Below are 21,737 nucleotides of genomic sequence, written 5' to 3'. Positions count from 1 at the left end.
ACGGGAGCTGATACATGGCCGTGAAGCCGACGTCCGAAACCGACGTCCTGATCGTCGGCGCCGGACCGACCGGACTGCTGCTGGCCGGCGACCTCGCCGCCGCCGGCGTCGGCGTCACCGTGCTGGAGAAGCGTGCCGCCGAGTCCAACCTGACCCGCGCCTTCGCGGTGCACGCCCGCAGCCTGGAGCTGCTGGACGCCCGCGGCCTGGCCGACGACCTGATCGCCACCGGCCGCCCGCTCGGCGCGCTGAAGATGTTCGACCGCTTCACCATCGACCTCGGCGCCCTGCCGACCCGCTTCCCGTTCGTCCTGATCACCCCGCAGTACAACGTCGAACGGCTGCTCCTGGAGCGCGCCCAGAAGGCCGGCGCGACCCTGCTGCGCGGCGCCGAGGTCACCGGGCTGCGCCAGGACGCCGACGGCGTCACGGTGGAGACCGCCGACGGCCACAGCCACCGCGCCGCCTACGCGGTCGGCACCGACGGCGTCCACTCCGCCGTCCGCGACCTGCTCGGCATCCCGTTCCCCGGCGAGTCGGTGGTCGACTCCGTGGTGCTGGCCGACGTCCGGCTGGAGCGCGAACCCGCCGGGGCGATCACCGTCGGCGCCAACGAGACCGGCTTCGCCTTCATCGCCCCGTTCGGCGACGGCTGGTACCGGGTGATCGCCTGGGACCGCAACGAGCGCTTCGAGGACGGCACCACCCCCACCGCCGAGCAGCTCACCACCCTCGTCGGGGCCATCCTCGACGAGGACTACGGGCTGCACGACGTGCGCTGGAGCTCGACCTTCCACAGCGACGAGCGCCAGGCCCCCAACTACCGCTCCGGCCGGGTCTTCCTGGCCGGCGACGCCGCGCACTGCCACTCCCCGGCCGGCGGCCAGGGCATGAACACCGGCCTGCAGGACGCCGCCAACCTGTCCTGGAAGCTCGCCGCCGCCGTCCGCGGCCGGGCCACCGACGCCCTGCTCGACACGTACCAGACCGAGCGGCACCCGGTCGGCAAGACCGTGCTGCGCACCTCCGGCGCGCTGATCCGGCTCGCCCTCGCCGAGTCCGCCCCCACCCGCGCCCTGCGCGGGGCGCTCACCGCGCTGGGCGGCCACCTCGACCTGATCACCGAGCGCGGCGCCCGGATGGTCTCCGGCATCGGCATCTCGTACCCCGCCCCGAAGGACGCCCACCCGCAGGTCGGCAAGCGCGTCCCGGACCTGCGGCTGACCGCCCTCAGCAAGCCCGCCGAGGGCGCCCCCGCCGCCCCCGAGCGGCTGTACGAGGCGCTGCGCGCCGGCAGGTTCGTCCTCGTCAGCAACGACGAGCTGGCCGCCGCCGAGCCCTGGGCCGACCGCATGGTCTCCGCCGCCCCGGCCGACCCGCACGGCAAGCTCCGCGACACCGTCCTGCTGATCCGCCCGGACGGCTACGTCGCCTGGGGCGCCGTCGACCCCGGCCAGCACGAGCTCCGCGCCGCGCTCACCACCTGGCTCGGCGACCCGGCCTGACCCCCGGTCCGGGCGGGCACACCTGCCCGCCCGGACCGCGGTGCCCGAACGCCGGCGCCCGACCAGTCATTCGGTCGTCCGTTAACCCCGGGCCTTCTCGTAGTGCCGCGCCACCTTCGCGCGATTCCCGCAGACCGCCATCCGGCACCACCGCCGGCGCCCGTTCTGCGAGGCGTCGAAGAAATGCAGAATGCATGCCTCGTGCGCGCACTGCTTCACCCGCTGCGCCCCCTGCCCGAGCAGCGTGAGGAAGTCGTCCGCGGCCAGCCAGGGCGCCAGCCAGTGCGGCCGGTCGGTCTCGGCCAGGTCCTCGGCGCCGCCCGGTCCGGCCGTCCGCCGGATCCGCCCGTGCGCCAGTACCGCGTCCAGTCCGGCCCGGGCCGCGGTGCTCAACTCGCCCTGCTCCCGGGCCTCCTGGGCCGCCAGGAGGATCGCCTCGCGGGCCTTCCGGATGGCGGCCAGCCCCTCCTCGTCGGCCTCGCAGCGTCCGCCCAGTCCGGCGGAGGAGAGCCAGATCCCGTACCCTTCGACCCCGGTGAGCAGGTCGTTGACGGGTGTCCCGGCCCAGCGCGTGTTGAGCAGGTCGAGCGCGAGCGGCTCGCCGGTCAGCGGTCGTGGGTCCCTCGGGTCCGCCTTCACGTCAGTCATCGTTCTCCCTCGGCTCCACCCGATTCTACGTCGGGGGCCCTCGGTGCGAATTGGTATGGACCGGGCCGTGAATTCGGGTCATTCACTGTATGGAATGCGGGAGTTTCCACCCCTCCACAGTTGACTGTTTTTTAGCAACGAATTGCTTGATCATGAGCCAATTCGCACACGGGTTCTGTCATGTTCGAGCCAGCGTTCTCGACCCCGGAACGCCTGGCCCCTTGCCGGCCCCCACAGCCGGCCAGAGGAGGATCCGTTGCGCCCCCGCACTCTCGCTCTCGCCGCGGCGATAGCCGTCCTGCCGCTGACCGCCGTCTCGCTCGGTGTCTCCGCCGCGCAGGCCGCCACCCCCAACGCCGCCCCCCGCGTCGCCCTGCCGAACACCGTGAACCCGGCGGTGGCCCACTCGGAGAAGAAGGGCGACGTCCCGGCCGAGCAGCAGATCCCGGTGTCCGTCAGCCTGAAGCTGCGTGACTCCGACGCCCTGGACCGCTTCCTGACCGCGGTCGCCACCCCCGGCACCGCCGAGTACGGCCACTACCTGACGCCGGAGCAGTTCACCGCCCGGTTCGGCCCGACCCAGGCCTCCGTCGACCAGGTGAAGGCCTACCTGGCCCAGCAGGGCCTGACCGTCACCGACGTGAGCGCCAACCGCCAGGTCGTCAACGCCCACGGCACCGCCGCGCAGGTCTCGCAGGCCTTCGGCACGCACGAGAGCTCGTACGTCGACCCGCAGCTCCAGCGCGCCTTCTTCGCCAACGACGCGGCCGCCTCGATCCCGGCCGACCTGGCCGCCGTGGTGCAGGGCGTCAGCGGCCTGGACAACCACGCGGTGCGCAAGAACCGCCTGGCCACGCCCAACGCGCTCGCCCCGAAGGCCGCCACGGCCAGCCCGAGCGGCATGAACCCGGTGCAGTACACCGGCGCCTACAACCTGAACAAGACGGGCGCGGACGGCACCGGCACCACCGTCGCGCTCTGGGAGTTCGACGGCTACAAGTCCTCGAACCTCACCACCTACGACTCGCAGTTCGGCCTGACCGGCCCGGCCGTCACCACGGTCTCGGTCGACGGTGCCAGCTACGACTCCGCCCCCGGCCAGGGCCAGGGCGAGGTCGAGCTGGACAGCGAGATCGTCCGCGGCGCGGCGCCCAAGGCCACCCAGCTGGTCTACGAGGCCCCGAACAGCGACCAGGGCGAGATCGACATGGCCAACAAGATCGTGGCCGACAACCGGGCCTCGGTCATCTCGATCTCCTGGGGCTCCTGCGAGCCGGACACCACCGCCGCCTCGATGACCGCGGTCGACAACGCCTTCAAGCAGGCCGCCGCCCAGGGCATCTCGATCTTCTCCGCCTCCGGTGACGACGGCTCCCGCGACTGCACCCGCTCCACCAGCGGCTCGACCGTCAAGGCCGTCGACTTCCCGGCCTCCAGCCCGCACCAGACCGGTGTCGGCGGCACCAACCTCAAGGTGGGCTCCGGCAACACCTACTCCTCGGAGAGCGCCTGGAGCACCGCCGGCGGCGGCGTCTCCACCGTGTTCGCCAAGCCGAGCTGGCAGACCGGCACCGGGGTCAGCGGCACCATGCGCACCGTCCCGGACGTCTCCTCCAACGCCGACCCGGCGAGCGGCTTCTCGATCTACACGGCCGGCGGCTGGCAGGTCTACGGCGGCACCAGCGCGGCCGCGCCGCTCTGGTCCGGCTACGCGGCCCAGTTCAACCAGAAGGCCAAGGCCGCCGGCCAGCCGGTCCTCGGCGAGGCCAGCCCGCGGCTGTACACCGTCGCGAACAGCAGCAGCTACGGCAGCGTCTTCCACGACGTGAGCACCGGCTCCAACCAGGACTTCCCCGCCAAGGCCGGCTACGACCAGGTCACCGGCTGGGGCTCCCCGGTCGCCGACGCCCTGACCACCGCCCTGCTCGGCGGCGGCACCACCCCGCCGTCCGGCGGCTGCACCGCCGCCCAGCTGGTCGGCAACGGCGGCTTCGAGACCGGCACCGCCGCCCCGTGGACCACCTCCAGCGGCGTCGTCGACAACAGCTCCTCCCAGGCCGCCCACACGGGCAGCTGGAAGGCCTGGATGAACGGCTACGGCTCGGCCCACACCGACACGATGTCGCAGACCGTCTCGATCCCGGCCGGCTGCGCCTCCGCGAAGCTGACCTTCTGGCTGCACATCGACACCGCGGAGACCGGCTCCACCGCGTACGACAAGCTGACCGTCCAGGCGAACAGCACCACGCTGGCGACCTACTCCAACGCGAACGCCGCCGCCGGCTACGTGCAGCGCACCCTGGACCTGACCTCCTTCGCCGGCCAGACCGTGACCATCAAGTTCACCGGCACCGAGGACTCGTCCATGCAGACCAGCTTCGTGGTCGACGACGTGGCGCTGAACATCGGCTGATCACCCTCCGGTGCCGAGCGGACACTCCGCGTAGCACCGGGCAGCACCACCGAGTCCCCCGCCGGGGCGGCGCCGTCAGGGCCCGCCCCGGCGGTGTCGCGTCTTCCGGGACCGCCCGGCGCCGGGGTCCGGCGGCCTTGTGTTTCCGGACTGTTTCAAGATCGCTAACCATCCGGTCGACCTGCCGTGACCACTGTCATACGCACGACTGATGACGTAGCCTCTCGACCGTGCATAGGGTTCCCCAAAGCTCGGTGAAGCCCGCGGCGACGCGCCCCGGCGTCGGCCCGGTCCCACCGAACTCACCTGGTGGGGAGGGTCACCGTATGGCCGCACAGCAACCTCAGGACGCCGCGCGGCTGCGGCTGGTCGGGTCGCGCGCAGAGCGCCCCGGACCGCCTGCACCCGCGCAGGCCCCGACACCGGCAGCGGCGTCGGCGCCGCAGGCCGGCCGGCTCGCCCCGGTCGGCGGCTTCGCCGACACCCTGCACCTGGCCATCGAGGCCAGCGGCCTCAGCCTGGACCGGATCCGCGCCGCCCTCGCCCAACGGGGCGTCAGGGTCAGTGTCACGACGCTCAGTTACTGGCGTCGCGGCCGCAGCCAGCCCGAACGCGCCAGCTCGCTGCGCGCCGTCCACCTGCTGGAGGAGCTGCTCGGCCTGCCGCACAGCGCGCTCTCCTCGCTGCTCGGCCCGCCGCGCCCGCGCGGCCGCTGGGCCGCCGCGGCTAACACCCTGCACCTCGGGCTGGAGGACGTCTGGCCGGGCGAGCTGGAGATCGCCTCGATCTTCACCGAGCTGGACGCCCCGCCGGCCGGCGAGCTGGAGCGGCTGAGCATCCACGACTCGTACTACGTGGACGCCCAGCGGCGCGGCAACCTGCTGCGGATGCGCCAGGTGGTGCGCGCCACCGTCGGCGGCGTCGGCCGCTGCCTGGTCGTCCACAAGGCCGACGAGGAGGCCACCGGCTGCCCCGAGATCACCGCGGTGCGGCACGGCCGGCTGGGCCGGGTGCGCCGCCGCCCGGAGGTCGGGCTGACCGTCGCCGAGCTGATGCTGGACCGCCCGCTCGGCCTCGGCGACAGCACCGTCTTCGAGTACGAGGTGGAGATCCCGCCCGGTGGGCCGACGCTGGAGTACAGCCGTCGCTTCGCCACCCCGGTGCGCGAGTACGTGCTCCAGGTGCACTTCGACCCGGCGGCCGTCCCGGCGCACTGCGAGCGCTACGACCGCGAGCCGGGCGCCGACGTCGACCACCGCCGTGAGCAGCTCTGGATCGGCGCCTCGGCGAGCGCCCACGTACTGGCCCCGGACCAGCAGCCGGGCCACATCGGCATCCGCTGGGAGTGGGCCTAGCCTCCGGCCGGACGCTCGCCGGCCCCCACCACCCCTCCACCCTTCCCGAGCCCCGTCGGACCACCCGGTCCGGCGGGGCTCTTCCGTGTCCACCCCGGAAACCTAACCACTTCACCAACCCGTACCGGTTGACGATGCATCACCTAACTCTTACTCTCATGAGTACCGGTTAGGCAGAAGCCTCGCCGGAAGCCCCAGCCCCGGGAGTGACCAGGCATGTCCGACACCACCCTGCTCCGCACCCTGCAGACCGGCCACGTGGGCCTGAACGTCACCGACCTGGCCCGTTCGATCGACTTCTACCGCACCGTGTTCGGCCTCGACGTCACCGCCGAGGGCACCGACCCCGATCGCCGGTTCGCCCTGCTCGGCCGCGACGGCCGCCTGGTGGTGACCCTCTGGCAGCAGAGCACCGGCACCTTCGCCACCACCGGCCCCGGCCTGCACCACCTCTCCTTCGAGGTCGAGAGCCTCGACGAGGTCCGCGCCACCGAACGGCTGCTGCGCGGACTCGGCGCCGAGTTCGCCTACGACGGCGTCGTCCCGCACCGCGAGGGCTCGGCCTCCGGCGGCATCTTCTTCACCGACCCGGACGGCATCCGGCTGGAGGTCTACACCCGCACCGGTGTGGACGAGACCGAGGCCGTCGCCCCCACCACCTCCGCCCCGACCTGCGGATTCTTCTAGACCCGAACCCGGGGGAGCCCACCATGACCACCAGCACGCCGTACCACCCCGGCGAGCGGGCCGCCCAGGCCCGGGCCGGCCGGACCGAACGGGCCGACCACGCCGGCCGGTCGATCCGCGACACCGTCCCGGCCGTCGCCGCCCGCTTCCTGGCCGAGCGGCGGATGCTGGTCGTCGGCGCCGCCGACGAGGACGGCCGGGTCTGGGCCACCCAGCTGGCCGGACCGGCCGGATTCCTTCGGGCGCCGGACGAACGGACGGTCTCGGTCGCCGCCCGCCCGGCCGGGGCCGACCCGCTGGCCGGGGCGCTGGCCCGCCCGGCCCGGGTCGGCACCATCGCCCTGGACCCGGCCGGCCGGCGCCGGATGCGGCTCAACGGCGGCTCCGTCCCGGACGGCCGGGGCGGGCTGCTGCTCCACGCCGCCGAGGTGGTCGCCAACTGCCCGAAGTACATCCAGCGCCGCACCCCGCTGGACCGCCCGGTCGCCGGCCCGCCCCGCGCGGTCGCCGCCGGCCCGCGGCTGACCACCGCCCAGCGCCTCGCCGCGGCCACCGCGGACACCTTCTTCGTCGCCACCACCGGACCGGACGGCAGCGTGGACGCCTCCCACCGCGGCGGCTTCCCCGGCTTCCTGGAGGCGGTGGCCCCGGACCGGCTGCGCTGGCCGGAGTACCCGGGCAACAGCATGTTCCTGACCCTCGGCAACCTGGAGCTCGACCCCCGGGCCGGCCTGCTGCTGCCCGACTGGGAGAGCGGCGGGGCGCTGCTGGTCACCGGCGAGGCCCGCACCGACTGGTCCGAGGAGGCCCGGCAGGCCGTCCCCGGCGCCGAGCGGATGGTCGAACTGGCCGTCACCGGCGTGGTCGAACTCGCCGACGCCACCCCGCTGACCTGGACCGACCCCGAGTACTCACCCGCCAACCCGCACTGATCCCGACTCAGCTCCGTACTCGCACTACCGTCGCCCGCACCGCCGCGCCACGCCCGGGAGCCGAACGGTCGTCACCCTCCCGGCTCAACCTGCCGCGCCGTGCTCCGCCCGCTTTGGGACTTTGGTCCCGATGACACGCGGAGCCGGCCGGGGAAGGCCACTCCTGTCCCGCCGTCAGGCCGGGGCCTGGAAAGACCGCAGGAAAGAGGCGGAGCATGACCCTCACCGACCCCCTGTCCCCGCTCATCGAGTTCGACGAGGTCGAACCGGAGGAGGACTGCATATGCGGGGGCTGCCGTGCCCGCCGCCTCGCCCGGCTGCACGCCGCGCCGGTCCACGAGGGCGGGCACGCCGCGGCCCGCAGCCTCCGCCGCCGGGCCGCCGTCCTGGTGGCCGCCGTCGGCACCGCGATCGGCGGCGGAACGGCCGCCACCGCCGCGGCCCCCACCCCCGGCGGCAGCAGCAGCGCCCAGCCCCCGCAGTCCCCCCAGGGCGAGGTCAGCGGCCCCTACGGCGAGTCCGACGGCGCCCGCTCCTACGCCGCCCCCGGCACCGCCCAGCCGGTCACCCGGGCGCAGATCATCCAGCGCGCGCAGAGCTGGGTCGACCAGGGCGTGCCGTACGGCATGGGCCGTTACTGGACGGACGGCTACCGCCAGGACTGCTCCGGCTTCGTCTCGATGGCCTGGGGCCTCGGCAGCAGCCAGACCACCTGGACCCTGCCGGACTTCGCCGAGCGGATCACCAAGAACGACCTCCAGCCGGGCGACGTCCTCCTCTACAACAACCCCGCCAACCCGCAGTCCGGCTCGCACGTGACGCTCTTCGGCGGCTGGACGGACTCCTCCCGCACCCGGTACCTCGCCTACGAGCAGACCTCCCCCGGCACCCGGAAGCGCGCCACCCCGTACGCGTACTGGAACAACTCCGGCGGCTACGTCCCGTACCGCTACACCGGCCTGTCCGGCGGCAGCAGCGACGGCGCCCCCGCCACCGCCTTCCCCGGCGCCGACAAGTTCGGCCCCGGCGCGAACAACGCGTACGTCACCCAGCTCGGCCGGATGCTGGTGCAGCGCGGCGGCTCCCGCTTCTACTCCGAGGGCCCCGGCCCGCGCTGGGGCGAGGCCGACCGCAAGGCCACCCAGGCCTTCCAAGTCGCCCAGGGCTGGCGCGGCGCCGAAGCCGACGGTCTCCCCGGCAAGGACACCTGGGACTACCTGGTCAACGGCAAGGGCCGGAACATCGCCGCCGGCACCCCGCTGCCCCCGCCACCGCCCGCCGCCGACGCCCCCGCCTTCCCCGGCGCCGGCGCGTTCGGCCCCGGCCAGGAGAACGACTCCGTCCGGCAGCTCGGCGAACAGCTGGTCCGCAAGGGCTTCGGCGGCTCCTACACCGTCGGCCCCGGCCCCCGCTGGGGCGAGGCCGACCGCAAGGCCACCCAGGCCTTCCAGCTCGCCCAGGGCTGGCGCGGCGCCGAAGCCGACGGCTACCCGGGCCCTGACACCTGGCGCCGCCTCTTCTCCTGAACCATCTGAGGTGCGGCATCCGCCCCGGATGCCGCACCTCACCGGCTCACCGCTTGCTCCCCGACATCCAGTGGAAGAGCCCCATCCCGACACTGGTCGCCAGGTTGAAGCTGGACACCCCCGGCCGCATCGGCACCGCGACCAGGTGGTCGGCCCGAACCTTGAGCTCCTCCGACACCCCGTACCGTTCGGTGCCGAAGGCGAGCAGCGCGTCGTCCGGGAACGACAGGTCCCGGATGTCCGTCCCCTCCGGGTCCAGCACGTACAGCGGCCCGGCCGGCAGCTGCGGCAGGGTCAGCCGCTCCACCGCCGTGGCGAAGTGCAGACCGGCACTGCCCCGCAGCACGTTCGGGTGCCACGGATCCAGGTCCCCGGTGGTCACCACCCCGGTGGCCCCGAACCCGGCCGCCAAGCGGATCACCGCCCCCACGTTGCCCAGGTTCCGCGGATTCTCCAGCAGCACCACCGGCGACCGCCGCGGCCGCTCCGCCAGAGCCGCCAGGTTCGCCTCGGCCGGGGGCCGCACCGCCAGCCCGATCACCCCCGTCGGATGCACCCGCGACACCAGCCCCCGCACCACCGCCTCCGGCACCTCCAGCGCGAGCCCCTCCAGCGCCGGCACCACGTCCTCCGCCAGCTCCGCGGCCAACGCCAGCAGCGCCTCCCGGTCCACGGTCAGCACCCGCCGCACGTCACCCCCGAACCGCAGCGCGTGCTTCAACGCGTGGAACCCGTCCAGCACCACCGCCCCCGGCTCCCGCTCGGCCTCCCGCCACGCCCGCACCAGCTCCTCGTCACCCATGCCGCCCACTCTCCCACCGCCCGCGGCCGGTCCCTACGTCGCCGACCCCCGCAGGGCCCGCTCCAGATCCCGCAGGGCCTGGCCCACCAGCCGCGTCCCCGCGCGCACCACGTCCCCCTGCACCCCCGCCGCGCCCCGCGCCAGCCGTTCCTCCAGCCGCGCCTGCGCCTCCCGCACCGCCCCGAACTCCACCGGCCGCCCGGTCAGCAGCGCCGCCGCCGCGAGCGCCGTGGCGAGCCGCAGTTCCTCCGCGTACTCCCCCGTCCCGGCGACCGGTTCGGCGTCCGCCGCCGGCAGGTGGGCCTCCAGCAGCACGGCGGCTCGTCCGAGGTGGCCGACCGCCGCCCGGGCCCGGTCGATCTGGCGCCGGCTCACCCCGGCCAGCCCGGTCTCGTGCCGTCCCGGCTCGGCGTCGGCCCGCTGCATCGCCTGGAGGAGTTCGGACCGCGCCTCCCGGGAGTCGAGCAGGGCGCTCCGTACGGCCCGTCCGCGCGGCGCCGCGGGCTGCTCGTAGCAGGCGATCACCGCCCCCGCGTACCGTCCGGCGGCGGCGAGCCATTCGGCGAGCCGTTCGCCGAGCCGGGCGGTCTGCCAGGTCGGGAACAGCGCGTACGTGACGAGCGCGACCGATCCGCCGAGCAGCGTGAGCCCGACCCGTTCGAAGGCCGTGACCAGCGGGTTCCCCTCCTGCAGCCCGAGCAGGAAGACCACGTACGTCGAGATCCCGACGGTGGTCAGCGCGTACCCGGTGCGGAAGGCGAGGTACGCCCCGCCGATGCAGACCACGGCGAGCGCGGCCAGCACCCACTGCCCGGGGTGGGCGAGCTGCACCACCAGGGTGGAGACGGCGACCCCGACGACCGTCCCGGCGAGCCGGGCGACGCCCCGGCTGTAGGTCTGCGCGAAGTCCGGCCGCATCACCATGGCGGCGGTCATCGGCGCCCAGTACCCGTGGTGGAACCCGACGAGCCGGGCGAGCAGGTAGGCGGCGGTGACCACCCCGGCGAGCCGGACGGCGTGCTGGAAGATCGCCGAGCGCGGCCGCAGCTGGCGCCGGACGGCCCGCAGGGCGACGGGCAGCATCCGGCCGATGGAGGGCTTGTGCAGTGCCCCGCCGGCCCCGACCACGGGTGTGGTGATGGTGTCCTCGTCGTTGCGGTCGAGGGTGTCGGCGGCCTTCCGCAGCAGTGTGCCGAGCCGTCGGGAGGAGCGCCGGGCGGCGCCGCGCAGCCGGGGCCCGTCGTCGGGCGGGACCAGGGTGAGCGAGGGCGCGGACCGGGGGAGCCGGACCGGGTCGCCGGTGCGGATCGCCCGGGCGAGGGCGTCCATGGCCTCGGCGGCGGCCGCCAGCACCTCCCGGGCCCGGTCCCGTTCGGGCCCTTCCTCGGGGGCTCCGACCTTGGGGTCGGCGAGCGCGGCGAGGGTGGGCCGGATCCGTTCGGCGATACCGCGCAGGCCGCGCAGTTCGGGCGGCCGGTGGCGGTCCTGCCAGGGGGTGAGGGCGGCGGCGTGCCGGGCGGTCATGAACGGCGCCGGGTCGACGTGTGCGGTCGGGTCCTGTCGCAACCGTCGTGCGTAGTCGGCGAGTTCGGCGTAGGTGTCGGCGAGGGCGTCCCGCTGGGCGCTCCAACTCCCGATCGGCCAGAGGGTGATGACGGCGGCCTGGACGACCCCGCCGAGGGCCGCGACCAGTCCGTGGCCGAGCGCGGCGGTGGCGCTGACCGGCAGCTGGACGACGATCAGCATCACCGAGACCGTATTGGTCGCGACCACCCCGGCGGTCGGCCCGACCGCCCAGGCGAGCCCGGCGCCGAAGGCCCAGACCGCGAGCAGCACCGGGAACAGCCCGTACACCCCCGCGGCCAGGTAGCCGAGGAAGGTGCTGATCCCGAGTCCGGCCCCGGCCGCGACGGCGAGGCTGGCGCGGGGGCGGAAGCTGCGCTGGAAGGTGGCGGAGCCCGCGATGAACGCGCCCATCGCGGCCGAGGTGGCGAGCCCGACCCCGCCGAGCGCGAGGGTCGGGAAGAGCACCAGCGCGACGGCGACCGCCCCGCGCACCGCCCGTTTGGGGTCGGTGAGCGTCCGGTCCAGCGTGAGTCCGGTCCGCGCGGTGTCACGAAGTGCGTCGAACCAGGACATAGCGACATCCTAGGGGGCGGGCCTCCGCCGGATCCGGCCGGTGCGGATCCGGCTCGCCCGCGCCGCCAGCCGGCTCGCCCACGCCGCCAGCCGGAGCAGCGCGCCGGTCGGCAGGAACACCGCGTCCGCCGCGATCATCGCGAGCGAGAACACCGGCAGCCCGAGCACCACCGCGATCCCCGCGTGCTCCAGCATCATGACGGCCAGCAGCACGTTCTTGACCCGCCGGTTGAGCAGGGTGAACGGGAAGGCCACCTGCACCATCACAGTGCCGTACGAGATCAGGAAGACCGGCAGCAGCGCCGAGCCGACAAGTGCGGACAGCCCGGGCCAGGGGGTGAAGTAGTCCAGGTGCAGCGGGTAGTACAGCGCGGTGCCGTCCTGCCAGCGCGAGCCCTGCACCTTGTACCAGCCGGCCGTGGCGTAGATCAGCACCACCTCGACGGCGATCACCAGCATCGCGCAGTTGTGCACCATGGTCGCCAGCGCGTCGAGCACCGCCCGCGGTTCGCCGTCCGGCCGCAGCCGGCCGAGCACCCACCAGAGCCCGGCCACCGCCCAGAGCCCCCAGAACAGCGGCGCCCAGCCGAGGTGGGGGAAGGTCCGGCCGGTCCAGCTCAGGTTCGTGCCGGAGAAGCCGCCGAACTGGCAGACCGCCAGGACGGCCCCGAGGACGGCCCAGAGCACCGCCCCGGCCCGTCCGCCCCGCCCGCTCCGCGCCCTGCGGGCGTCCAGCGACCACACCTCGGCGCAGCGGGTGAAGACCAGGTAGACGGCCATCAGGTGGACGACGTTGTCGCCGCCGTCGCCGAGGAAGACGTCGCGGTTCTGCAGCGACAGCACGGTGACCAGGAACAGCACCGTGCTCGCCCTGGTCCGCCAGCCCAGCAGGACGCCGAGGGCCGCCAGCACCGCCAGGTGGTAGACCAGCTCGAACCAGAACCGCCCGCCGAACCAGGTCAGCACGGTGAACGCCCCGTCGTCGCCCAGCAGCCGCTCGGCGAGCTCCATCGACCAGGGGGAGCGGTCGCCGTACAGCACCCGCCGGTTGGGCCACTCCCGCAGCAGGTGGGCGAGCCAGACCAGGCCGAAGCCGATCCGCACCACGGCCGCCTGGTGCCGGCCGAGGACCCGCCCGGTGAAGGCGTCGACGGCCCGGCCGAGCAGTTCGGTCGCTCCCGGCCCGCGCGGCGCCGCGGCGTCCGGTCCCGCACCGGCCTGCCGCGGGACGCGGGGCGGCGGCACCGCGCCGCCCGACGGCTCGACCCCGGCCGCCGGCTCAACCCCGTCCAGCGGCCCGTCCCCGTCCGGCCGGGCGGCCGGCAGCGACACCTCGTTCATCCGAGCAGCCCCCGGTAGTCCTCGTCCGCCACCGGCCACCACGGCAGCTCCCGCACCTTGGGCGCCGGCGGCGCGGTCTCACCGCTCCAGGAGGGCGCCGGGACGGTGGCGGTGGTCACCCGGAACCGGATCTCCAGGACCCGTTCGCCGTCCGCCTCCCGGCCGATCCGCTGGAGCGCGATCCGCTTCAGGTACTGCTCGGCGAGCTTGCCGCGCGAGCCGACCGGCGTCTCGTCCTGCGGGTTGTGCGAGCCGTCGTAGAAGTCCCAGGCCCGGCGCAGCAGGTTCTGGTCGACGTGGCTGGGCGCCGGGTTGCCCCGTATCGCGGCGATGTCCCGCGCGGTCAGCCCGGTCCACTCGCGGGCGGTGGTCGCGCCGCCCGGCGCGACGGTCCGCACCTGGGCGTCCACGCTGACGTTCTGCTGCAGCGGGTTGGGCGCGAACAGCTTCCAGTTCTGTTCGAACTCCGGGTACACCACGCCGTCGATCTCGTCCCGGTACTGCCGGGACAGCGAGTTGGCGGGCGCGACGTGCAGGAACACCGCGGCGAGGAACAGCCCGGTGACGCCGATCAGCGCCGCCCCGGCGAGGCCGAGGACGAGCTGGGCGGGCTTCGACCAGGCCCTGCCGCGGGCCGGCCGGTCCGTCGTCTCCGTCATGGCCTCCCCAGCCCGGTCGGCGGGCGGCGCCCGGCCCGGTACCGGCGCGCTCGCGCGCCCATCCTGCCCTACCGGGTGACGGGCCCCGGGGGGCTTCCCCTCAGAGGACGAAGGCCTCCGCGCCGGTGCTGCTCACCATCGGACGGCCGGCGCTCTGCCAGGCGTACATGCCGCCGTCCACGTTCACCGCGTCCCGGCCCTGCTGCACCAGGTACTGGACGACCTGCGCGGAGCGGCCGCCGACCCGGCAGAGCACGAACAGCTTGTCGTCGGGCAGCTCACCGAGCCGGGCGATGACCTCGCCCAGCGGGATGTGCAGCGCGCCGTCCACGTGGCCGGCGTCCCACTCGTCCTGCTCCCGCACGTCCAGCAGGGCGGCGTCGGCGGGCACGGCGGCGGCGTCGGCGGTGGGGATCTGCGCGAACATCGTGTGGCTCTCCTGGGCGTGCTGGGGATGGGTCGGGTCCGTGCCATTGTCGCCCACCGGCGCCCGGTCCTCGCCGGCCGCCGGGCCGTGGCCGTCCGCCGGGCGGTGGCCGCCGAGCAGTCGTTCCAGCTCGGCCTGCCGGTCGGCGGCCTTGGCCAGCAGTTCCTCGGCGAGCTGCTCCAGCAGCCGGTCCGGGTCCTGCGGGGCGAGGGCGAGCAGCTGGCCCATCGGGGTCTGCTCCAGCCGGACCTGTTCGGTCGCGGTCGCGGTGATCTTGCCGGTCAGCCATTCCAGCCGGCGGCGCAGCCAGTCGGTCCGGTCGGGGGCGTCCACGGCGGGCGCGGCCTCCGGTGCGGTGGACCACTCGGCGGCCAGGCCCTCCAGCGCGGCGGCGTCCCCGTACGCGTAGGCCTCGTTGACCCGGACCAGGAAGTCGGCGCGGCGCCGCTGCTCGTCCGGGTCGGTGGTGAGGTCGGGGTGGGCGCGGCGGACCAGCTCGCGGTAGACCCGCTGGGCGTCCTTGCCGGGCCGCACCCGGGTCGGGGCGGCGGACGGCGGCGGGGCCGTCTGCTCCCCCTCGCCGGACTGCTCCCGCTGTTCCCGCTGCTCCTGAACGGAGTCGAACAGCGCGTCCAGGTCCGGGAGTTCCTCGACCTGGCGGCGTGCCTCGGCGGCCCGGCGCAGGTCCTCCGGCAGCCCGGTGCGGGCCGCGACCGCCTCGGCGACCAGTGCGTCCAGCTCGTCCAGCCGGGCGTAGAGCGGGCCGAGCAGCTGATGGTGGATCAGCGCGAAGTTGTCGATCTCCACCCGCAGCGTCTGCACGTCCACGTCCATGCTGAGCCAGGCGAGCTCGGCGGCGGCGACCCGCTCCTCCAGCTCCAGCTGCTCCGGGTCCGTCCAGCGGGCGGGGCTCTGCGCGCTCACTTCTCGCCTCTGTCTCGTCCGGCTGCGTCCTGCGGATCGGGTCCGCCGCTCGGGCGGGTCCGGCCTGCCAGCCTACCGCCGTGCGCGAAAGCCCCGTCCGGGTGAACCGGGAGTACGAACCGGCGCTCGGCGCGCGACACGCAACCGATACTGATGAATCTCCCCGTTTCGGTATCAAGCCCGGCCCGGTCCGTGCTTCGCTGGTATCCGCACAGCGTGCCTTCCTCCGGAGAGACGGCCGCCTCCAGGCGTGGCGGCCAGGCGGGAGCAGACCGAATCCATGGTGGCCGAGTCCAACTCCGCACCGCGTCCGACGGCCGGCGGGGCCGCCCCGGGCGACCACCCGACGGGCGTGGCCGCCCTGGTCCGGCTCGCCCTCGTCCTGGTCGACCGGTCCGGCCGGATCGCGCAGTGGGGCCGGGCCGCCGAGGAACTGTTCGGGCACCGCGCCGAGGTCGCCCACGACCGCCCCGCCTCCGGCCTGCTGCCCGCCGTGGAGTCCCGGGTGCTCGGCCGCTGCTCCGTCCGCCGCGCCTGCGACGCCTTCGACACCCTCGCCGAGCTGACCGCCTCCGGCCGTCCCTGGGCCGGGCGGCTGACCGTCACCGACCGCGAGGAGCACCAGCGCGACGTGCTCTGGTGGGCCTACCCGCTGCCCGGCCCGTCCGGCGGACTGCTCACCCTGGCCGCCGACGCCCGACCGCTGCGCACCGCCGGCCCCCGGCTCGCGCTCGGCGAGCGGCTGCTGCCGTTCGCCGCCGCCCCCGCCGCCCGCGGCGGCTTCCACGGGCTGACCGCGGCGCTCACCCCCTCTGCCGACCGGGTGCCCGAACCGCTGGCCAGGCTGCTGCCCGCCGCCCACCGGGCCCCGATGCTGGCCGCGCTCGGCTCCGGCGGGCTGCCCGCCCTGCGGCTGGACGCGGTCACCGTGCTGCCGGTGCTGCCCGCCGACGCGCAGACCGGCACCACGCACGCGGCCTCCGGCCTCGGCCGGCGCTACCCGACGCCCCAGCAGCGCGCGGCCCGGGTCGGCCCGCCGCCGCAGCCCGAGCAGGGCGCGCCCGGCCGCCGTGCGGCCGCCCCGCTGCCCGCCCAGCGCGAACCCTCCCACCGCGAGCCCGCCGAGCTCCCCGTCGCCCAACCCGTCGCTCAGCAGGTCGCCCACCCCGTCACCGCCGTCAGCGGCGCCGCGGCCGCCGGCGGCCCGTCCGTCCCTCCCCCCGCCACCGGCCGGGAGGTCCCCGCACCCACCGGAGAAGGACCCGCCATCGACCGAGCCCCCGTCAAGTCGTCCGCCGAGTCGTCCGCCGACGGCCGCCCGCAGCCGCACGCCGACCAGGCCCCGCCCGCCGCCGGGCACGTCCCGGTGCCCGCCCCCGCGGGCGACGCGGCCCCGTCGGGCGGCCGGCTGGGCCCGTTCCTCACCAACGGGCAGGCCGGCGAGCAGCTGGCCCTGCTGAACGAGGTCGGCGGCAAGGTCGGCACCACCCTGGACCTCGGCTTCACCGCCCACGAGCTCTGCCAGGTGCTGGTCCCCCGGATCGCCGACTTCGCCTGCGTGGACCTGGTGGACGGGCTGATCTCGGACTCCGAGCTGCCGGTCGCCCGCCCGGACGACGACACCATGCTGCGCCGGGTCGCCCTGGTCTACAACGAGACCGGCGGCGCCTGGGACCACGTGCTCTCCGAGGGCTCGCTGGTCAGCATGCCCCGCCGCACCCCGCCCGGGATGGCCCTCCAGCTGAACCAGCCGGTGCTGGTCCCGGTGGTCAGCGCGGACGTCGCGGTCGACTACGCGATCGCGCTCGGCGGCGCCCGGCTGGCCCCGGTGGTCTCCGGCCGCTCGATGCTGGTCGTGCCGCTCTCCGCCCGGGGCACCGTGCTGGGCATCCTCAAGCTGCTCCGGCTGCCCGACCGCACCCCCTTCGACGAGAGCGACGCCGCGACCCTCAAGGAGCTGGCCGTCCGCGCCGCGCTGTCGCTGGACAACGCCCGGCTGCACCGTGCCGAGGCGCGGGTCGCCACCACCCTGCAGCGCTCGATGATCCCGACCCGCCCGCCGCAGATCCCCGGCGTGCAGATCGCCCACCGCTACCTGCCCGGCGACCCCAAGGCGGAGGTCGGCGGCGACTGGTTCGACGCGATCCAGCTGCCCGGCAGCCGGGTCGCCCTGGTGGTCGGCGACGTGATGGGCCACGGCCTGCACTCAGCCGCCGCGATGGGCCGCTTCCGCACCGCCATGCAGACCCTGGCCGCCCTGGACCTGCCGCCCGGCCAGCTGCTGCGCCACCTGGACAACCTGGCCCACAAGCTCGGCGACGACCACCTCGCGACCTGCCTGTACGCGGTCTACGACCCGATCAACCGGACCTGCGAACTGGCCAGCGCCGGCCACGTCCCGCCGGTCCTGGTGCACCCGGACGGCAGCGGCGAGCTGCTGGAGATCCCGGCCGGGGCCCCGATCGGCGTCGGCGGGGTGCCGTTCGTCGCCAAGACCATCGACGTCTCGGACGGCTCGATGCTGGTGCTGTGCACCGACGGCCTGGTGGAGGTCCGGGGCGGGGACATAGGAGCCGGCCTGGCCGCGCTCTGCGGCAACCTGATCGACCCGCAGCAGAGCCCCGAGCAGGCCTGCGACGAGGTGCTGCGGCGGCTGCACACGGACGACCGCAAGGACGACGTCGCCCTGCTGGTGGCCCGCTTCGACGGGGTCGCCCCGTCCGAGGTGGCCACCTGGGACCTCACCGTGGACCACCGGGAGGTTCGCCGGGCGCGCTCGCTGGTTCGCGAGCAGCTGGCCGGCTGGCACCTGGAGGCGCTCAGCGACACCACCGAGCTGCTGGTCAGCGAGCTGGTGACGAACGCCGTCCGGGTCGCCCGGGACCGGGTCCAGCTGCAGCTGATCCGGGTGGACAAGCTGCTGGTCGAGGTCAGCGACGACAACCACAACCTGCCCTCGCTGGAGCCGGCCGAGCAGCTCGGCGAGACCGGCCGCGGGCTCACCCTGGTCACCAAGCTCGCCGAGCGCTGGGGCACCGCCCGCAAGGCGGTGGGCAAGGTCGTCTGGTTCGAGCTGCCCCTCCCGCACGCCTGACGGCCGCCCCGCCCCGAACCGGGTCACGGGCGAGCGGGCGAGCCCCCGCCCCGAGCCGAAGGGGCGCGCCGGTGCCGAAAGGGAGAAGCGAGGAGGCCCGAGGGACGAGGGCCTTGGAGCGCCGACCGTCGGCACCGGATCGGAGCGTCCCGGAGGCGAGCGGGCGAGTTACTGAATCACGGCGCCCGCCGACCGGCGGCGCCGGGCCTCCACCGCGACCTCCCGGGACGCGGCCGTGGCCACCGCGGTGGCGGCACCCACCCCGGCCAGCACCCGCGGCCAGAAGTCCCCGAAGACCTCGACCGAGACGGCGATCAGCAGCGCGGCGATCACCGCGACCACGTGCTCCAGGCCCGCCAGGTTCGGCAGCACGACCGCCTCGCCGACCATCAGGGCCACCACCAGCCCGGCCGTGAACCAGGCCCGGCTGCGGAAGGCGATGCAGATCGCAAGCGCCACCACCGCAGCCGAGGGCCCGGTGTCCCGCACGTAGGCGACCCACTTCGGGAAGCCGAACAGGTGGGCCGGCCCGATCGCCACGCCGACCCGGGCGAACAGCGTGCCCGCCACGGTGCAGGTGTAGGCGACCACCAGGGTCAGCCGCCGGCCGAGCACGATCTCCGCGATCGCGAAGACCACGAACACCTGGGCCAGCGCCCCCCAGACCGGCAGGTCCAGCGCCGGCACGTACAGCGACAGCGGCGTCCGCAGCAGCGAGACCTCCAGCGGCAGCGCCGCCCGCACCACCCCGATGTTGTTGACGAAACGCTCACCGCCCGGCAGGTGCTGGACGATGCTGAACAGCAGGATCAGAAACGTCGCCAGCGTGGCCAGCGGAACCGCGGCGAACTTCTTTCGCACCAAAGCGTTCCGAACCGTCACGAACAACGTTCCCCACTCGGCGACAGCGGCCGCCCTGGCTACCGCCAGCGGCCCCTTTCGCACGCCCCCCGCGTGGGTCCTGTCAATCACAGTCGTTTCTCCGAATCCCCGAACTCTCGTCTACTCCAACATTAGAAGCCCGTTAACAAAGCCACATCGGCACGGATGGGGATATGGGTCATCCTCTGGGGGGAGAACAATCCCCCCGCCTGACCCCCATTCGACCGACCGGCCCCCTCCGCCCCCCGGCGGAGGGCTACCCCTTCCCGTCCTGCGCCGCCACCGGCACCCGGGGTGCGGCGGCCACGGCGGCCCGGGCGTGCCGGCGCCGGAACAGGGCGGGCAGGCTGGGCGCGACGATGAACCCCTCGGCGCGCGCGCTCGCGATGCCGATCCGCGGAATCTCGCTGCTCTTCGCGAACAGCAGGTAGCGCGGCTCCCAGATCGGCCGGTACTTGGCATTCGCCCGGTACAGCGACTCGATCTGCCACCAGCGCGAGAAGAATCCCAGGGTGGAGCGCCACAGCCGCAGCACCGGGCCGGCACCGAGGCGCGAACCGCGCTCGAAAACGGAACGGAACATCGCGAAGTTCAGCGAGACCCGCTTCAGCCCGACCTCGTCGGCACGCTGCAGCAGCTCGATCACCATGAACTCCATCAGGCCGTTCTCGGTGTCCCGGGCCCGGCGCATCAGGTCCAGCGAGAGCCCGTCCGGGCCCCACGGGACGAAGCTCAGCAGCGCCTTGAGCTCGCCCTCGCCGTCGCTGCACTCCAGCATCACGCAGCGGCCGTCGCCCGGGTCGCCGAGCCGGCCCAGCGCCATCGAGAAGCCGCGCTCGGTCGCCCCGTCGCGCCACTCGTCGGCCTTGGCCACCAGCTCGGCCATCTCCTCCTCGGAGATCTCCTCGTGGCGGCGGATCCGCACCGTGTACCCGGCCCGCTTGACCCGGTTGTACGCCTGCCGGACCACCCGCATCGCGCGGCCGTCCAGCGAGAACTCGTCCAGCTCGACGATCGCCTCGTCACCCAGCTCCAGCGCGTCCAGCCCGTGCCGGGCGTAGATCACCCCGGCCTCCTCGGAGGCACCCATCACGGCCGGCGCCCAGGCGTGCTCGCGGGCCTCGGCCAGCCAGGCGTCGATCGCGCCCGGCCAGGCCTCCGGGTCGCCGATCGGGTCGCCCGAGGCGAGCGAGACGCCGCCGATCACCCGGTAGGTGACCGCCGCCTTGCCGCTGGGGGAGAAGATCACCGCCTTGTCCCGGCGCAGCGCGAAGTAGCCGAGCGAGTCCCGCTCGCCCTGCTTGGCGAGCAGTCCGCGCAGCTGGGCCTCGTCCTCGGGGGTCAGCAGCTCCTTGTCCCGCGGGCTGCGGAAGGCCACGTACAGCACCAGCAGGAAGAGCACCCCGCCCATGGCGTTGATCGCGGCGTTCACCCAGGTCGGGGCGGCGATCACCGAGCGCAGGTGCTCGGACGGGTTGATGGTGATCATCCGGCCGACGGAGTACCGGAAGAGGTCCCAGAAGCCCGCACCCTTGAGGTCGTTGGTCGCCCAGACCAGCAGCCCGCCGACCGCGCCGCCGAACATCAGCCCGCCGACGAACGTGGCCGCGGCGGTCTTCGGGTTTGAGCTGTCGCCCTTGGACGTGAACTCCTTCCGCCCGACCAGCAGCGCCAGCACGAACAGGCAGGTCAGCACGGTGGAGAAGTAGTTGAGCGGGTGCTTGTTGAACCGCTCGTCCGGCAGCACCATGGCCGCCAGGTAGAGCACCGCGAACAGGCCGCCGAGCGCCGCGTTGAAGATCCACGCGGCCCGCTTGCGGCGCCGCATCGCGATCGCGAGGAAGACCGAGAGCACCGCGGCGGCCAGGCCCGAGGTCATCAGGTACGGGGTGAAGTACTCGCCCTCGTTGTGCTCGCTGACCTGGTCACGGAAGGGCACCAGCAGTACTGTCGCCACATTCAGCAGCGCGATCAGCCGCAGGTACCAGACGGAGGCCGCGGCGGCCCTGGGGCGCCAGCGGTCGAGCACGCCGACGGGCCGGGGCCCGGGGGACGCGGCGGACGGGTCCGACTTCACAGTGGACGACACAGCTCAATTCCAAACGATCAGATGGTGGGGCGCATCCGCGTACGGCCCGGCGCCTGGCGCCCGCGCGGGCCCGACGGACTGACCGGCGACGCCCGCCCGGCTGTCCGCCCTGGTGAGGAGCGGGCCGGAAAGGGTCAGCCAACTCCATGGTTCCCCACCGAACCTGAGAATCGCGTGAACCGGGTAGCGGATTCCCACCCCCGCCGAACGGCGGGGGTCGCCACCCCCCGAGTGTTCGGCGCCCCGCCCCGGCTACCCCTACGCTCGGAAGGACCCACGCGGACCGCCCCCACCCGGCCGCCCGAACCGAGGAG

15 protein-coding genes are annotated in these 21,737 nt (G+C 74.4%); 7 read left to right on the top strand and 8 right to left on the bottom strand.

Going from position 1 to position 21,737, the window contains the following annotated elements:
- Nucleotides 1-14: 14 nt before the first annotated feature.
- Complete coding sequence (locus tag IE332_RS02235; protein WP_189913312.1) at nucleotides 15-1,505, top strand: FAD-dependent monooxygenase; 1,491 nt, start codon at nucleotides 15-17, stop codon at nucleotides 1,503-1,505.
- A gap of 81 nt (nucleotides 1,506-1,586) precedes the next feature.
- On the opposite strand, the gene IE332_RS02230 is transcribed toward IE332_RS02235, so the two are convergent.
- A complete protein-coding gene (locus IE332_RS02230; RefSeq protein WP_189913311.1) occupies nucleotides 1,587-2,153 on the bottom strand; it encodes a CGNR zinc finger domain-containing protein in 567 nt (188 codons plus the stop codon).
- Between the two features lie 256 nt (nucleotides 2,154-2,409).
- Here IE332_RS02230 and IE332_RS02225 point away from each other — a divergent pair, with 256 nt between their 5' ends.
- The 5 genes from IE332_RS02225 to IE332_RS02205 all read left to right on the top strand — a co-directional run bounded on the left by IE332_RS02225 (nucleotide 2,410) and on the right by IE332_RS02205 (nucleotide 9,066).
- Nucleotides 2,410-4,566 (top strand): protease pro-enzyme activation domain-containing protein, encoded by a 2,157-nt coding sequence (locus IE332_RS02225; RefSeq protein WP_229928225.1) that lies wholly within the window; start codon nucleotides 2,410-2,412, stop codon nucleotides 4,564-4,566.
- A 326-nt stretch (nucleotides 4,567-4,892) separates the two neighbouring features.
- The gene (locus IE332_RS02220; RefSeq protein WP_189913310.1) at nucleotides 4,893-5,921 is read left to right on the top strand and encodes a hypothetical protein; all 1,029 of its coding nucleotides are present in this window, start codon (nucleotides 4,893-4,895) and stop codon (nucleotides 5,919-5,921) included.
- Between the two features lie 216 nt (nucleotides 5,922-6,137).
- Complete coding sequence (locus IE332_RS02215; protein WP_189913309.1) at nucleotides 6,138-6,608, top strand: VOC family protein; 471 nt, start codon at nucleotides 6,138-6,140, stop codon at nucleotides 6,606-6,608.
- Between the two features lie 23 nt (nucleotides 6,609-6,631).
- Complete coding sequence (locus IE332_RS02210; RefSeq protein ID WP_189913308.1) at nucleotides 6,632-7,540, top strand: pyridoxamine 5'-phosphate oxidase family protein; 909 nt, start codon at nucleotides 6,632-6,634, stop codon at nucleotides 7,538-7,540.
- Between the two features lie 215 nt (nucleotides 7,541-7,755).
- Nucleotides 7,756-9,066: a peptidoglycan-binding protein gene (locus IE332_RS02205; RefSeq protein ID WP_189913307.1), complete on the top strand. Its 1,311-nt coding sequence runs from the start codon at nucleotides 7,756-7,758 to the stop codon at nucleotides 9,064-9,066.
- Nucleotides 9,067-9,112: 46 nt separating this feature from the next.
- Here IE332_RS02205 and IE332_RS02200 read toward each other — a convergent pair whose 3' ends face one another.
- The 5 genes from IE332_RS02200 to IE332_RS02180 form a co-directional block, all read right to left on the bottom strand.
- The gene (locus tag IE332_RS02200; RefSeq protein ID WP_189913306.1) at nucleotides 9,113-9,868 is read right to left on the bottom strand and encodes a TrmH family RNA methyltransferase; all 756 of its coding nucleotides are present in this window, start codon (nucleotides 9,866-9,868) and stop codon (nucleotides 9,113-9,115) included.
- Between the two features lie 33 nt (nucleotides 9,869-9,901).
- Nucleotides 9,902-12,007 carry an FUSC family protein gene (locus IE332_RS02195; RefSeq protein WP_189913305.1) on the bottom strand — a complete coding sequence of 702 codons (2,106 nt, stop codon included), beginning with the start codon at nucleotides 12,005-12,007 and terminating at the stop codon, nucleotides 9,902-9,904.
- A 9-nt stretch (nucleotides 12,008-12,016) separates the two neighbouring features.
- Complete coding sequence (locus IE332_RS02190; protein ID WP_189913304.1) at nucleotides 12,017-13,348, bottom strand: HTTM domain-containing protein; 1,332 nt, start codon at nucleotides 13,346-13,348, stop codon at nucleotides 12,017-12,019.
- A complete protein-coding gene (locus IE332_RS02185; RefSeq protein WP_189913303.1) occupies nucleotides 13,345-14,007 on the bottom strand; it encodes a DUF5819 family protein in 663 nt (220 codons plus the stop codon). Before IE332_RS02185 ends, IE332_RS02190 begins: the two co-directional genes overlap by 4 nt.
- Nucleotides 14,008-14,107: 100 nt before the next feature.
- A complete protein-coding gene (locus tag IE332_RS02180; RefSeq protein WP_189913302.1) occupies nucleotides 14,108-15,358 on the bottom strand; it encodes a rhodanese-like domain-containing protein in 1,251 nt (416 codons plus the stop codon).
- Nucleotides 15,359-15,608: 250 nt separating this feature from the next.
- Between IE332_RS02180 and IE332_RS41740 the strand changes: the two genes are divergently transcribed.
- Nucleotides 15,609-18,452: an ATP-binding SpoIIE family protein phosphatase gene (locus IE332_RS41740; protein WP_268256515.1), complete on the top strand. Its 2,844-nt coding sequence runs from the start codon at nucleotides 15,609-15,611 to the stop codon at nucleotides 18,450-18,452.
- Nucleotides 18,453-18,620: 168 nt separating this feature from the next.
- On the opposite strand, the gene IE332_RS02170 is transcribed toward IE332_RS41740, so the two are convergent.
- Entirely contained in the window at nucleotides 18,621-19,313 is a 693-nt protein-coding gene (locus IE332_RS02170; protein WP_189913301.1) for a hypothetical protein, read from the bottom strand.
- 277 nt (nucleotides 19,314-19,590) lie between these two features.
- Complete coding sequence (locus IE332_RS02165; protein ID WP_373313667.1) at nucleotides 19,591-21,423, bottom strand: phosphatidylglycerol lysyltransferase domain-containing protein; 1,833 nt, start codon at nucleotides 21,421-21,423, stop codon at nucleotides 19,591-19,593.
- Between the last annotated feature and the right edge of the window lie 314 nt (nucleotides 21,424-21,737).

The sequence above is a fragment of the Kitasatospora xanthocidica genome (genome assembly GCF_014656195.1).
Taxonomy (GTDB): domain Bacteria; phylum Actinomycetota; class Actinomycetes; order Streptomycetales; family Streptomycetaceae; genus Kitasatospora; species Kitasatospora xanthocidica.
The sequence above is the reverse complement of the archived record's forward strand: the minus strand, read 5'-3'. Positions and strand labels throughout refer to the sequence as shown.

Coding starts and splice junctions, on each gene's coding strand:
- IE332_RS02235 (WP_189913312.1), top strand. CDS start 15: ATGGCCGTGAAGCCGACGTCCGAAACCGACGTCCTGATCGTCGGCGCC.
- IE332_RS02230 (WP_189913311.1), bottom strand. CDS start 2,153: ATGACTGACGTGAAGGCGGACCCGAGGGACCCACGACCGCTGACCGGC.
- IE332_RS02220 (WP_189913310.1), top strand. CDS start 4,893: ATGGCCGCACAGCAACCTCAGGACGCCGCGCGGCTGCGGCTGGTCGGG.
- IE332_RS02215 (WP_189913309.1), top strand. CDS start 6,138: ATGTCCGACACCACCCTGCTCCGCACCCTGCAGACCGGCCACGTGGGC.
- IE332_RS02210 (WP_189913308.1), top strand. CDS start 6,632: ATGACCACCAGCACGCCGTACCACCCCGGCGAGCGGGCCGCCCAGGCC.
- IE332_RS02205 (WP_189913307.1), top strand. CDS start 7,756: ATGACCCTCACCGACCCCCTGTCCCCGCTCATCGAGTTCGACGAGGTC.
- IE332_RS02200 (WP_189913306.1), bottom strand. CDS start 9,868: ATGGGTGACGAGGAGCTGGTGCGGGCGTGGCGGGAGGCCGAGCGGGAG.
- IE332_RS02195 (WP_189913305.1), bottom strand. CDS start 12,007: ATGTCCTGGTTCGACGCACTTCGTGACACCGCGCGGACCGGACTCACG.
- IE332_RS02190 (WP_189913304.1), bottom strand. CDS start 13,348: ATGAACGAGGTGTCGCTGCCGGCCGCCCGGCCGGACGGGGACGGGCCG.
- IE332_RS02185 (WP_189913303.1), bottom strand. CDS start 14,007: ATGACGGAGACGACGGACCGGCCGGCCCGCGGCAGGGCCTGGTCGAAG.